General features: G+C 63.8%; 14 protein-coding genes and 2 pseudogenes. 6 read left to right on the top strand and 10 right to left on the bottom strand.

Annotated features, from left to right (window positions below):
• Positions 1–145: 145 nt before the first annotated feature.
• The 10 genes and pseudogenes from BLR94_RS02250 to BLR94_RS02205 all read right to left on the bottom strand — a co-directional run bounded on the left by BLR94_RS02250 (position 146) and on the right by BLR94_RS02205 (position 7,666).
• A pseudogene (locus BLR94_RS02250) lies at positions 146–753 on the bottom strand (flavin reductase family protein).
• 183 nt (positions 754–936) lie between these two features.
• Positions 937–1,209, bottom strand: a complete 273-nt coding sequence (locus tag BLR94_RS02245) for a hypothetical protein (protein WP_084303465.1) — start codon at positions 1,207–1,209, stop codon at positions 937–939.
• Positions 1,210–1,430: 221 nt separating this feature from the next.
• Positions 1,431–2,504: an AI-2E family transporter gene (locus BLR94_RS02240; RefSeq protein ID WP_084303466.1), complete on the bottom strand. Its 1,074-nt coding sequence runs from the start codon at positions 2,502–2,504 to the stop codon at positions 1,431–1,433.
• 46 nt (positions 2,505–2,550) lie between these two features.
• Entirely contained in the window at positions 2,551–3,351 is an 801-nt protein-coding gene (locus BLR94_RS02235; protein ID WP_084303467.1) for a DUF4892 domain-containing protein, read from the bottom strand.
• Between the two features lie 159 nt (positions 3,352–3,510).
• On the bottom strand, positions 3,511–4,374 hold the full coding sequence (locus BLR94_RS02230) for an alpha/beta hydrolase (protein ID WP_084303468.1): 864 nt from the start codon (positions 4,372–4,374) through the stop codon (positions 3,511–3,513).
• A complete protein-coding gene (locus BLR94_RS02225; RefSeq protein ID WP_084303469.1) occupies positions 4,371–5,174 on the bottom strand; it encodes an alpha/beta fold hydrolase in 804 nt (267 codons plus the stop codon). Before BLR94_RS02225 ends, BLR94_RS02230 begins: the two co-directional genes overlap by 4 nt.
• Positions 5,175–5,277: 103 nt before the next feature.
• Entirely contained in the window at positions 5,278–5,721 is a 444-nt protein-coding gene (locus BLR94_RS02220; RefSeq protein ID WP_084303470.1) for a hotdog fold thioesterase, read from the bottom strand.
• A gap of 97 nt (positions 5,722–5,818) precedes the next feature.
• Positions 5,819–6,283 (bottom strand): phosphohistidine phosphatase SixA, encoded by a 465-nt coding sequence (sixA, locus tag BLR94_RS02215; protein WP_084303471.1) that lies wholly within the window; start codon positions 6,281–6,283, stop codon positions 5,819–5,821.
• A gap of 10 nt (positions 6,284–6,293) precedes the next feature.
• The gene (locus tag BLR94_RS02210) at positions 6,294–6,632 is read right to left on the bottom strand and encodes a DUF4389 domain-containing protein (RefSeq protein ID WP_084303472.1); all 339 of its coding nucleotides are present in this window, start codon (positions 6,630–6,632) and stop codon (positions 6,294–6,296) included.
• 11 nt (positions 6,633–6,643) lie between these two features.
• The gene (locus BLR94_RS02205; RefSeq protein ID WP_084303473.1) at positions 6,644–7,666 is read right to left on the bottom strand and encodes an NAD(P)H-dependent glycerol-3-phosphate dehydrogenase; all 1,023 of its coding nucleotides are present in this window, start codon (positions 7,664–7,666) and stop codon (positions 6,644–6,646) included.
• Between the two features lie 229 nt (positions 7,667–7,895).
• On the opposite strand from BLR94_RS02205, the pseudogene BLR94_RS28280 reads away from it, so the two are divergent.
• From BLR94_RS28280 to fabB, 6 genes and pseudogenes are all read left to right on the top strand, one after another.
• A pseudogene (locus BLR94_RS28280) lies at positions 7,896–8,096 on the top strand (hypothetical protein); the annotation flags it as partial.
• Positions 8,097–8,235: 139 nt separating this feature from the next.
• Entirely contained in the window at positions 8,236–8,394 is a 159-nt protein-coding gene (locus tag BLR94_RS27475; RefSeq protein WP_167359702.1) for a hypothetical protein, read from the top strand.
• Complete coding sequence (locus tag BLR94_RS02195; protein ID WP_084303474.1) at positions 8,391–9,314, top strand: ABC transporter substrate-binding protein; 924 nt, start codon at positions 8,391–8,393, stop codon at positions 9,312–9,314. Before BLR94_RS27475 ends, BLR94_RS02195 begins: the two co-directional genes overlap by 4 nt.
• Complete coding sequence (locus BLR94_RS02190) at positions 9,311–11,221, top strand: ATP-binding protein (protein WP_084303475.1); 1,911 nt, start codon at positions 9,311–9,313, stop codon at positions 11,219–11,221. The genes BLR94_RS02195 and BLR94_RS02190 overlap by 4 nt, the downstream gene beginning before the upstream one ends.
• 231 nt (positions 11,222–11,452) lie before the next feature.
• On the top strand, positions 11,453–11,968 hold the full coding sequence (fabA, locus tag BLR94_RS02185; RefSeq protein ID WP_084303476.1) for a 3-hydroxyacyl-[acyl-carrier-protein] dehydratase FabA: 516 nt from the start codon (positions 11,453–11,455) through the stop codon (positions 11,966–11,968).
• Positions 11,969–11,980: 12 nt separating this feature from the next.
• The gene (fabB, locus tag BLR94_RS02180) at positions 11,981–13,201 is read left to right on the top strand and encodes a beta-ketoacyl-ACP synthase I (protein WP_084303477.1); all 1,221 of its coding nucleotides are present in this window, start codon (positions 11,981–11,983) and stop codon (positions 13,199–13,201) included.
• Positions 13,202–13,238 lie beyond the last annotated feature (37 nt).

Here is a 13,238-nt window from a genome sequence, read left to right as displayed (position 1 = left end):
GAAACTGCGCGCAAGAGGGGCACGCTCGGACGGCATTGCAAGCGCCGCCAAGGTGCCGATCGGGTGCCTGAAGGAAAAATACCCATGGGCAAGATTGCCGACCTGCCGCGCTGACCAAGCCTTTTACCCGTCGGAGGGCAATGGGTCAGGCCGGCCGGTGCAAATCGAAGGTGTCACGGGTTCTGCTGTAGGCTGCCCCCCCAGGCGCCCGACCACATCGAGGCGATGTGGGTCGATACGGCCCTTTTCGTCGAGCACGCCATCGTCGACGTGTGCAAGCAGCACCTCGGCGAAGATCAGATGATGGTTGGGTTGCTGCCGTGGGTAGCCGATGACTTCCGCCACCCGGCATTCGAACGCTATCGCCGCGCCAGCCACCCGAGGCGGTGCGATGCGGCAGCTGGGAATCGATGCGATCGCGAAATGTTCGAATTCGCTGCTGCTGCGCGGCAGGATGGCAGCGCTGGCATTCATCGCCTCGGCCTGGGCGAAGGACACCAGATGAATCGCCAGTTCGCCGGTTTCCTGAGCGTTGCGCAGGGTGTCCTTGAGGGCGCCGTCATCACGGGTGCCGACGTTGACCATCAGCGTGGCCGGCTCGTCGCTTATCACCTGAAAGAAACTGAAGGGTGCCAGATTGGCGACGCCCTCTGCTGAAAGGCTCGACACCCAGGCAATGGGCCTGGGCGTGACGCTTGCAGCGAGCCAGCGGTAACGTTCCAGCGGGGTCAGATCGGCGAAGTCGAGCAGCATCTCATTCTCCAGGAAGCCAGGGTACCGACAGCTTACTCCAGTCGGCCGTCAGCACCTGCTCACCCTCTCACCAACTGGAGCCATGCAAGAGCTGGACACCTCCTGGGGCGGCTTTGCGACCAGACTGGCAGTCCAGCCTTTTGACCACTGCAAACCGACCCTTATCAGGTCGTGAGTGGGTTATCAGCGGCCCGCCCGAGACTCACGAATATAGAAGCGGGCCTTTTCCGACTTGTCGCTGCAGCCACGAAAGGCTTCGAACTGTTGCTGGGTTTTCGCAGCCGTCATCAGCGATGCAGCCTTGGAGTAACTGACGGTGCCGGCAAAGCCTTCGGCTTTGGCGAGGTCGAGCTCCTGCCACGCGGCATCCAGTTGAGTGGCACAGCTATCGCGGTAGGACGTGGTCGCTGAGCAGCCCGCCAACAGCGCGATCGGTAAGAGAATCCAGGCTTTCATGTCGCATACTCCAGAAGTTGTCCGGCAATCATGTCGCCGGTGCTGATTATGACGGCGGGCCGGAGGAAAAGTGCCACTACCGCGCCGCAGCCACGGCTCGTGGCAGTATCCAGTACGTTTTTCAGGGGCAGCGGGATGAGCAGGCAAGTGGCCCGGGCGTCGCGCACGGCTGTTTCATCTGGGGTGCGGGGCCATACTGACGTACCAGGGATGGTCGCCACTCAGAGCAGCGGCGTACCCTCGTCGCGCGGCAGCGCACCTGCCGGCGCCTTGCGAGCGACCCAATCGCTGAGCAGGTTGTAGGCCACCGCCAGCAGGGTCGGCCCCAGGAACAGCCCCATGAAGCCGAAGGCCAGAATGCCGCCGAACACCCCGAGCAGCACCACGACCAGCGGCAGGTTGCCGCCGCGGCTGATCAGGTAAGGCTTGAGGATGTTGTCCACGCCACTGATGATGAAGAAGCCCCAGATGCCGAGGAAGATCGCCATGCCGATCTCGCCCTGCCAGATCAGCCACGCCACCGCCGGCCCCCAGATCAGCGGCGGCACCATGATCAGGCTGCAGGCGAAGGTCAGCAGGCCCAGCAAAAGGGCGCCTGGAATGCCAGCGATCATGAAGCCGATGTAGGCGAGAATCGCCTGCGCTACCGCAGTGCCCAGCACGCCGTTCACCACCCGCTGCACGGTTCCGGCCACCAGCTCGAGGTAATGCTCGGCACGCTCGCCGATCAGCCGCTCGAGCAGGCTTTCGACGAACGCCGCCAGCCGCGGGCCGTCTCGATAGAAGAAAAACACCAGAATCAGGCTCAGCGCCAACTCGAGAATGCCCCCACCGATCTTGGCACTGCGCACCAGCAGGAAGTTGCCGACCTGGCCGAGATAAGGCTGCACCGTGGCAAACAGCGCCGAGCCCTGCTGATCGAGGGTTTCCCAGATGCCGACCAGGCGCGCACCGACCAGAGGTACCGAGTGCAACCAGGTCGGCGGGGGTGGCAGGCCTTCGACCTGAAACCCCTTGATCACGGCAGTGGCATCGCGAATGTGGTCGGCCAAATTGACCCCGAGCATGACCAGCGGCACGGCGACCAGCACGATCCAGACGCCGGTCAGCAGCCCGGCAGCGACGGACTGTCGCCCCTTGAGCAGCCGGGTCAGCCAGCGCATCACCGGCCAGCTGGCGAACGACAGTACGGCGGCCCAGAACAGCGCCGACCAGAACGGCGCCAGCACCCAGAGGCTGGCGCCCAGTAATCCCAGAAGCAGGATCTGCACCAGCAAACGGTCGTTATTCGGCATTTTTCAGTGTTTCCAGAAAACCGGACTCAGGCCCTGAAGGGCGCGCTCAACGTAGCACGTCGATACGCAGACCGTCGCCGTCGCTTTCACCGATCTCCAGGCGAGCCGCTCTCACCCGCTGCTCGATCAGTGCTTCTCGCCAGGCTTCGGCATGCGCGCCGGACAAGCTGACACGCAAGGTACTGTCCTGATTGAGGCTACGCGCCAGGAGCTCCGTCCATTCTTCCTGAGGTTCGTCCTGCCCGGGCAGCCGCAGGTCACCGGTGCTTTTCAATTGACGCAGCAGAGTGGCAGGCGTGGGCAGCACTTTCGCCAACGGCTGGCTGGCCGCCAGCAACTCGGCATGCAGGTAGGCACGACGGTTGCCGCGGGTGATGCTGTACAGCGCGACCAGGCTGTCCTGATAGGGTTCGGCCAGGCGCAGCAAGGCGTAGGCCTGCTGGTCATCGGAGCCATACAGGGTGGAGTTGCCGAACACCGCATTGGCCCACAGGCTGCTGGAGCCGCACTCACGCCCCTCGCACCAGTAAAGGATATGGGCATCCTTTTCCTGCAGCGCCTCACGCGCGGCAGAGAACACTTCCTTGGCATTGTGGGTACGCGGCAGCTCATAGGTGATGGCGGTGAGCTGCCCGGTGGCGAGCACTTCGCGCTCGTAGCGCAGGCGCCCGCTGATACGCCGGATAGTGCCCTGTGGGTAGAGCCGCTCCTGCCCCGCCTGATCCTTGAAGGTGACGATTTCACTGCCGGGAAAACGCGGCAGTACGTCAAGATCGCGGCTGCCGGCTACATCGGCGCAAGCAACCGCGCTGAGCAACATCAGGGGCAACAGGTAACTCAGACGCATGAAACCCCTCGCTGCCCGGTCGTGTCGAGGGCCTGCGAGGTCGAAGGCAGAGGGTGAACGGCAGTGGACGGGAGCCGTGCTTCCAGCGCGGCGGTATACAGGTCGGTCATGCGGGTCTCCATTGCAATGCCGACACCTTTCCCCAGTTGTAGCGGGCCGTCAAGGCGCGTTCAGGAAAGGATTGAAACAGTCTGCTACGAGTTGCGCCCCACGCTCGTCGTCCAGATGCAGATGATGCCCGCCAGGCAACCGCTCGACATCGATGGCCGTCGGCGCCAGCAAGCCTTCGAGGCCGTCGCGTTGCGCCAACAAGCCATGCTCGGCCAACAGCAACCTGGTCGGGCAATTCAGCGCCGCGATGAAGGCCTGTACATGGTCGCGGGTCAGCCGCAGGGGCGTCGGCAGCGTCAGGCGGTTGTCGGTGCGCCAGGTGTAGCCGCCTGGTACCGGCATCAGCCCACGTTGGGCGAGCAGTTCGGCGGCCTCGAAACTGACCAGCCCTACCCCGCGCTGGCGTACCTGGGCGGCACGCTCCAGGCTCGGGTACACCGGCTTGCGCTTGGCCGGCAGGGCCAGTTGCGCGCGCAGGGAATCGGCCAGCGTACTCACCGCCGCATCGGCTTCGCTGGTCGGCGGCACCAGGCCGTCGATCAGCGCCAGGCGCTGCACCCGCTCGCCGAAAGTGGCCGCCAGCAGAAGCGAGACGATCGCGCCCATGGAATGGCCGAGCAGGCTGAAGCGCTGCCAGCCAAACTGCTCGGCGACCAGCAGCACATCGTGCACGTAATCCCAGAGTGCATACCCGGCACCAGGCGGACGATGGTCCGAATGGCCATGCCCAGCGAAATCCAGGGCCACGATGCGCAGCCCTGACAGCTTCGGGGCCAGCCGGGCGAAGCTCGCGGCATTGTCGAGCCAGCCATGCAGGGCGATTACCGGGATACCGTCTTCGGGACCATGCAGCTGGGCGGCCAGTTCGATATGCGGCAGCCGTAGCCGCACCTCTTCGAACCCGAGGCTCATGGAACGGCCTCGGCAGGTTGCTGCCAGCGCGCGAACAGCCCGCGAATCAGTTGCGCCGTCTCGTTCGGGTGCTCGAGAGGAAACATGTGGCCGCCGGGCAACGTCAGGAACTCTCCCCGCGGTGCACGACGCGCCATACGTCCATGATGGGCGAGTACCACGCGGCTCTGGGCGCCTTTGACCAACGCCAGTGGCACCTGCAACTGCTGCGGCAGCCCGGGGCTGGTGTGCGGAACACTGCGGTAGATGCTGATCTCGGTCGCGGCCTCGAAACGCAGCCTCATGCCATCCTGATGGGGGTGCAGACCATGCTCTACATAGGCATCCAGGCAATCGGGATCGAAGCGACTGAACAGCGCCCGCTCGGCAAAGTATCGGCGCGCCTCCAGGGCGTCGGCAAACGCCTCGCGGCGTCCCAGCGTGCGCCTGGCAGGGGTCAGACGGTCGATGAAACCGAAACGTTTGGCAGCGTGAATCACCATCTGATCTGCACGGCTCAGCACAGGCGAGTCGAGCATCACCACGCCGCGATAGAGATCCGGCCTGCGCAGCGCTGCGTGATAGTGCAGCACGCCACCCAACGAATGGCCCACACCCCACACCGGGCCGGCGCACTGCTGCAGATGATGCAGCAGTTCATCGACCAGGTTGCTCCAGTTGTCATTCACCGGGAAACGCGGGTCGTGGCCATGCTGCGCCAGGTGCTGCACCCGGTACTCCGGCGCAAGCGTGGCGAACAGCTTGCCGTAGGTTCCCGAGGGGAAACCGTTGGCGTGGGCGAAGAAGATGAGCTGGGACATGGTCGTCGCGCCGGAGGCAGGCAATGCAGCAATTGTCAGCCAGCGCCCTGCCCACGGCAATGACCGTAACGGCCAGGAAGGACGACGCTCCGGCCAAATCGAACTAGCGCTCCGGCAGCTGACTGCCGTGTGGCACGATGGCCATGGTCAGCCGCGAGATGCAACTGGTCTTGCCATCCTCGCCACTCAGGCGGATATCCCACACATGGGTGGTACGGCCAAGATGCACCGGCCTGGCCACCGCGGTGACGCGCCCCGAGCGCAGGCCCCGCAGGTGGTTCGCGTTGACCTCCAGGCCCACGCAGAAAAAACGCTGCGTATCGATGCACTGATAGCTGGCCATGGAGCCGAGGCTCTCCGCCAGCACCACCGACGCGCCACCGTGCAGCAGACCATATGGTTGATGGGTGCGCGCATCGACCGCCATGCTGGCGGTGATTGACTGGTCATCGAAGGATTCGAAACGGATGTCCAGCAGCTCGCCGATGGTGTTGCGCTGGGCAGCATTGATTTCATCGAGGTTTGGGGGCTGTCGCCAAAGGCTCATGGTCGATCCTTGTCATTAGCGGTGGACTCTACCGGCTCGCCTGCAATGGCGAGCACAGCAGGATCGTGACACAGCGCCCACGCCTTGCGCAGCCGTATCAGCGCAGGTCGGGATGGGCCAGCAACTCGAGTGACATCAGCCCGGCAATCGGCTCCTCACCTTCGAGCATCGCCAGGCTGGCGGTATGCATGGCAAGCGGCTGCTGCCGATGGCCATGTACCAGCAGCCCGCCGAGCGCGCCGATGAAGGGCTGATGAGACACCAGCAGAAGCTCCTGGCCCGAGAGGCGCTGAAGCTTGCCCAGGCTGTCACGGGGATCGCTTTCCGGGGTCAGCCAGGGAACGCTGTGCAGCTCGGAACTAATCGCCAGGGCATCGCGCACCAGTACGGCCGTCTGCTGGGCACGCACGTAAGGACTGACGAATATCGCCTCAAGCGAACGGCCACGCAGGTGCTCGAAGGATTGACGTACTTCGTCACGACCGTAGTCCGTCAGTTCCCGCTGGGCATCGGTGCGTGCTTCAGGGTGGGCCTGACCATGGCGCAACAACCAGATCCTCATGGCTGATGACTCACAGTTTCGGCTCCTCGTCCCTGACCGGCGACACGTCCGGCGGCACGCTGTGCGCAAATTCGCCCTGCGCTGGGCGCGGCGTTGGCCAGTCGGCGAACGGCCAGGGCTTGGACTCGCTGTTGAAGGTACCGAAACGGCCGATCTGGGCCAGATACTGGCTGAGGCTGTCGCCGAAACCCTGCAAGCCCGCATGGGGCGCGCCCTGTATCAGACGGTAGGCCAACTGCAACAGAACCACCCCGGCCAGCACCAGCTCAGCCACTTGCCAGACCAGCAGGAACAGCAGCATCCAGACGATACGCAGCCCGATCGGCTGGCCTTTTTGATGCTCACTCATATTCGGATCCTTCAGAAGCCAGTGGCTGGAATGAAATCGACATCGGTCTTCGGCTCTGCACGCATCAACGCCTCGATCACCTGATCCAGGGTGCGCCCCTCGAACAGGATCGCATGCAGCCCGGCCACCAGCGGCATGTATACCTGCAACTGGTCGGACTTTGCCTTGAGCACCTTGATGGTATTGACCCCTTCGGCAACCTCGCCGAGGCGCTCCACGGCCTCCTCCAGGCTCAGCCCCTCACCGAGCGCGAAGCCGACCTGGTAGTTGCGGCTTTTCGGCGACGAGCAGGTGACGATCAGATCACCGACCCCGGCGAGCCCGAGAAAGGTCATGGGGTTGGCTCCCAACTGCACGGCGAAACGGGTCATTTCCGCCAGTGCTCGGGTGATCAGCATGCTCTTGGTGTTTTCGCCCATGCCGAGCGCCGCCGCCATGCCGGCGATGATTGCGTAGACGTTCTTCAGCGCACCGCCCAGTTCGACCCCAAAGCGGTCGGCACTGGCGTAGACACGGAAGGTAGGTCCGTGCAGCACCGCCTGAACCTCACGACACAGCGCTTCGTCCTCACTGGCCACGACTGTGGCAGTCAGCGTATGAGCGGCAATTTCCCGCGCCAGGTTCGGCCCGGAGATCACGCCGATTCGCGCCGCCGGGGCGACCTCTTCGAGAATCTGGCTCATCAGTTTGAACGTCTGCGCCTCGATCCCCTTGGTGGTGCTGACCAGCAGCTTGCCAGCCAACAGTGCCGACACCGGCTGCAGCACCTGACGCAGCGCGCTGGACGGCAAGGCCACGAAGGCCAGCCTGCAACTGTTCAGCGCGCCGGCAAGATCGGTGGTCGGCTCGACAGCGTCGAGTACCCGGACGCCTTTCAGGTAGCGGGGGTTTTCACGCTTGCTGCGAATGGCCTCGGCCTGGACGGGATCGCGCATCCAGTGCAGAACACGATGCCCATTCTGCGCCAGCAGGTTGGCGATGGCGGTGCCGAAGCTGCCGCCGCCGAGCACCGCGATAGGTTGCTGTTGAGTCATGAGCGATCCGTAGTGAGCATTGTGGCAATGGCGTGCATTATACGACTCGCTCGCTCTACGGCCAGCCTCGACGCTTCAGACCTCGCTTGGCGGCTGAACTAAAATGGGTCTTTTCACGCCACATGGCTGGCAACGCTTCGCCGCTCGGTTACCATGCACCTCACTGCGCGAACAGGGTCGTTGCGTGATCAAAGCCCCCTCTTCTTTCCACGCTCTGCTGCTGGCCCTGATGGCCACTGGCGACGCCGTGGCCGATGATCTGTTCAGCGACACCCAGGCCATACCCCACGGGCTGACTGCCAGCCGCCTCAAGCCGCCTGCGTCGGTGCCCGGCAGCGTAACGTTGCTCGACAGCGCGCTGATCGAGGCCAGTGGAGCACGCGACATCGCCGAACTGCTGCGCCTGGTTGCGGGCATGATGGTCGGCTACCGCACCACCGACAAGACCGACCAGCGAATCGCTGCCCGTCGGTGGCTCTGCCGACTGGCTCAGAAACTGGGGGCTGGGCTGGTCGAGCGGGGTTTTCTACTACGGTGCCGATCGCCTCAACGAACGACGCTTCGAGCGCATGGATCTGCGACTGGCCAGGGGCGTGCCGCTGAACCGCAGTCAGCTGGAACTGGCCGGTATGATGCAGCGGCGCCTGGACGACGAAGCCCTGACCTGGCGCGAGAACAACGACGACCAGCCTCGGCTGTTCTCAGCGCCGAGTTCGAACTCTAGATGATCGCCAATCGCTGCTCGAGAACATCGGTCTGCCCATCCTGGGCAGGCCGCACGCTGCTGTTGCTGTGCCTGCTGCAATCCCCGCTGCAGGCGGCCGAGTTGTTGCTGAGCAGCGCCGGGGACACCAGCGTTCTTCAAGGTTTCGGCACCGCGCTGGCGCGGGCACGACCGCAGGATCGCGTACGTATATTGCCGCTGAACGAGATGCCTCCCCTGGGCGAGCTGCCTGCCGACACCCGCCTCATCCTCTTCGGCCAGCCAGCACTGGCGTGGCGTATCAGCTCGAAGAATGGCCCAGCAACGCTGGTGCTGCAGGTAAACAAGAGCCAGGCACGGGCGACCCTTGGCGAACATCCCCCGGGCAATCTGAGCGTGCTCTGGCAAGATCCGGCGCCACTGCGCCAGTTGCGCCTGGCCAAACACCTGCTGCCACATATCGACCGGGTTGGTGTACTGCATGACCGGCACAGCGCGTTTCTGCTCGAGGAAATCCGCCAGGCCGCCACTCACCTCGGCCTGCAGATCGTTTCGGAGGACTGGCCGAACACCCGCGACAATCGTCCTCTGATGCGCCTGCTACGCGACAGCGACGTGTTGCTCGGTATCGCCGACGACACCCTGTACAACCCGCAAACGGCCAAGAACCTGCTGTTGAGCACCTATGGGCAGCAGCATGCCCTGATCGGCCCCAGTGCCGGCTTCGTGCGAGCCGGTAGCCTGGCCAGCACCTACAGCGACCAGAGCGACTGGCTCGACACCCTTGACCGCCTGCTCGACCGGCCACCACACAGCTGGCCGCAAGGCACCTATTCGAATACGTTCAAAGTGCTTGGCAATCCTCAAATAGCCCGGGCCCTGGCCGTGGAGCTGCCCAGTGACGAGGATCTCGCCAGGCACCTGTCAGAAGGAGATAGGCCATGAAACTGTGGCGCGGCTGGAACATCCACATCCGCACCCAGCTCATCAGCGTCGGCCCGGCGCTGCTGCTGACGCTTCTGCTGACCGGGTTTCTGACCTTCAATCGCCTGCAGGATCTGCGCATCGAAATCAACCACACCGGCCAACTGATCGCCAGCCAACTGGCGCCGGCTACCGAATACGGGGTGATTTCAGGCAACAGCCAGGTACTCGGCGCATTGCTGCAGGCCACGCTGAAGACGCCCCATGTACGCTTCGTCGAGGTGCGCGACCGTGACGACAACATCCTGGTCTACCTCGAGCAGCCCGATAACCTGCAGGCGGGCCAGGGCCATATCGAGATATTCCAGTCGCCCATTCAGCAGCAGCAGGTCGATCTGGGCCCGGACTTCATCCGTGAAGGGAGCAACGCCCCGGCGCCAGTCGGCGTCGACTACCTGGGCCGGGTGGTCGTCGGCATGTCCGGCGAAGCCTTCAATAACCGCCAGCAGGAAATCCTCCTGAAGGTCGCCGTGCTGGTGCTGCTCGCTCTGCTACTGACCTTCCTGCTGGCACGGCGCCTCGCCAGCCGGCTATCGCGCCCCTTGAGCGCGATGAGCGATGCGGTCACGGCGATCCAGGGCGGCAACTATCGGACGACGCTTCCGGAGGTCGGCGGCGGCGAACTGGCGACCCTGGCGCGGCATATCAACGACCTGGCCAGCGGCCTGAACAACGCCGCCCTGGAGCAACAGCAGGCCATGACCCTGTTGATCAAGGCGCGGGAAGAATCGGAACTGGCCAACCGCGCCAAATCGGATTTCCTGGCGATGATGAGCCATGAGCTGCGCACCCCCATGAACGGTGTACTGGGCATGCTGCAACTGCTGGAAACCACCGACCTGAACCAGGAACAGCACGAATATGCGGCCCTGGCCACCGAGTCGACCGAACATCTGCTCAAGGTGATCAACGACATTCTGGATTTCTCGCGGATCGAACGCGGCGCACTGGAACTCGAGCTGATCAGCTTCAATCTGTCGGCGCTGCTGAAAACCGCGCTGCAGGCCTTCCAGCACAGCGCCCAGCAGCGCGGCCTGGCGCTGCGCCTGGAGCTTGCCGACGCCCTGCCATCACTGCAGGTGCAGGGCGACCCCACGCGTCTGCGCCAGATTCTGGTCAACCTGATTGGCAACGCCTTGAAGTTCACCGAGCGTGGCGAGGTACGGGTCGAGGCCCACTGGCAGGCCCTGGACAACCAGGTGCTGTGGTTCACCTGCCGCGTGCACGACACCGGCATCGGTATCAGCAGCGAGCGCCTGGAAACCATGTTCGACGCCTTCCAGCAGGCCGACAATTCGATTTCCCGCCGCTATGGCGGCACCGGCCTGGGCCTGCCCATCGCCCGCACCCTTGCGGAGCGCATGGGTGGCACCCTGAAGGCAGAGAGCGAGCCGGGTCGTGGCTCCTGCTTCACCCTGGAAATTCCTCTGCCGTTTTCGGCGCAACAGCCGCAGGCGCTCCCCAAGACCGCCACTTCCGAGCCTACGCTACGGGAAGCCCATTCGGTGCTGCTGGTGGAAGACAATCCCGTCAACCAGACGGTGATCGAGGCCATGCTGCGCAGCCTGGGCTATCAGGTGACCCTGGTGGTCGATGGCGTGCAGGCGTTGGCAGCGGTGAACCAGGGCCGGTTCGCGGCCATACTGATGGACTGCCGCCTGCCGATCATGGATGGCTACGAAGCGACTCGGCGCATCCGCGGGCTGGGCCCCCGTGGACGGCTGCCGATCATCGCCCTGACCGCCAACGCCCTGCAGGGAGACCGCGAAGCCTGCTTGCAGGCTGGAATGAACGATTACCTCGCAAAGCCGTTCAAACGCATGGAGCTGCAGGAACTGCTCGACCGCTGGCTGTCGCCCGAGCACTAGGTGACTAGTCAGATCGACGGAAATGTTGCACGCTTGCCGGTTGAAGTGGAGCGTCAATGGGGCATCTGTGACACCATTGGCCCCCGCAGAGTACAACTGTACTCGCCGCACTGTGACTTTCACCACAACGCAACAGTCTATGACTAGGCTGCTGGCAGTCGCATCACTCATGCGCAGCCGGCCAGGACGATTTACCCAGCCGAGGCGCGTGGGGATTATTGAGGAGCTCGCATGACCAAACAAAACGCCTTCACCCAGGAAGACCTGTTGCGCTGCAGCCGCGGCGAACTGTTCGGCCCGGGTAATGCGCAACTGCCCGCCCCCAACATGCTGATGATCGATCGGATCGTGCACATCAGTGAAACGGGCGGCAAGTACGGCAAGGGCGAGATTGTCGCGGAGCTCGATATCAACCCTGACCTGTGGTTCTTCGCGTGCCACTTCGAAGGCGACCCGGTGATGCCCGGCTGCCTGGGCCTCGATGCCATGTGGCAACTGGTGGGCTTTTTCCTCGGCTGGCAGGGTAACCCGGGCCGTGGTCGTGCGCTGGGGTCGGGCGAAGTCAAGTTCTTCGGCCAGGTACTGCCGACCGCCAAGAAAGTCACCTACAACATCCATATCAAACGCACCATCACCCGTTCGCTGATCCTGGCAATCGCCGATGGCAACGTGAGCGTCGATGGTCGCGAGATCTACAGTGCCGAAAGCCTGCGCGTCGGCCTGTTCACTTCCACCGACAGTTTCTAAAGGATCCTTTCCATGCGTCGCGTCGTTATTACCGGTCTAGGCATCGTTTCCTGCCTGGGCAATGACAAAGAAACCGTCTCCGCCAACCTTCGCGCTGGCCGCCCCGGTATCCGCTTCAATCCGGAATACGCCGAAAAGGGTCTGCGCAGCCATGTATCGGGCTCCGTCGACCTGAACCTGGAAGAGTTGATCGACCGCAAGCTGTTCCGCTTCATGGGTGATGCCGCTGCCTACGCCTACCTGGCGATGGATCAGGCGATCAAGGACTCCGGTCTGAGCGAAGATCAGGTCTCCAACCCGCGTACCGGCCTGATCGCCGGCTCCGGTGGCGCGTCCACACTGAACCAGATGGAAGCCATTGACACCCTGCGCGAAAAAGGCGTCAAGCGTGTTGGCCCGTACCGTGTCACACGCACCATGGGCAGCACCGTGTCGGCCTGCTTGGCCACCCCGTTCAAGATCAAGGGCGTCAACTTCTCCATTTCCTCGGCGTGCGCCACCAGCGCGCACTGCATTGGCCAGGCCATGGAGCAGATCCAGCTCGGCAAGCAGGACGTGGTCTTCGCCGGTGGTGGTGAGGAAGAGCACTGGAGCCAGAGCTGCCTGTTCGACGCCATGGGCGCCCTCTCCACCCAGTACAACGACACGCCGGAAAAGGCCTCCCGCGCCTACGACGCCCAACGTGACGGCTTCGTCATCGCTGGCGGCGGCGGCATGGTAGTCGTCGAGGAGCTGGAGCACGCACTGGCTCGCGGTGCCAAGATCTACGCCGAAATCGTCGGCTATGGTGCCACCTCGGACGGTTATGACATGGTCGCACCGAGCGGCGAAGGCGCGGTACGCTGCATGCAGCAGGCGCTGGCCACCGTCGACACTCCGATCGACTACCTGAACACCCACGGCACCTCGACGCCGGTCGGCGACGTCGCGGAAATGAAGGGTGTGCGCGAAGTGTTCGGCGACAAGGCTCCGGCCATCAGCTCCACCAAGAGCCTCTCTGGGCACAGCCTGGGCGCCGCTGGCGTACACGAGACGATCTACTGCCTGCTGATGATGGAAGGCAACTTCATCACCGCCTCGGCCAACATCGAGGAACTGGATCCGGCTGTCGCCGACCTGCCGATCCTGCGCGAGACCCGTGAAAACGCCAAGCTGGAAACCATCATGTCCAACAGCTTCGGCTTCGGTGGTACCAACGCCACCCTGGTCCTGAAGCGCTGGGCCGGCAAGTGATAACTGCCTGATACGAGAAACGGCGCCTGAGGGCGCC

Origin of the sequence: Phytopseudomonas flavescens (assembly GCF_900100535.1) — a bacterium.
In the GTDB taxonomy this organism is placed as follows: domain Bacteria; phylum Pseudomonadota; class Gammaproteobacteria; order Pseudomonadales; family Pseudomonadaceae; genus Aquipseudomonas; species Aquipseudomonas flavescens.
This window is presented reverse-complemented; position numbering and strand designations above follow the sequence as displayed.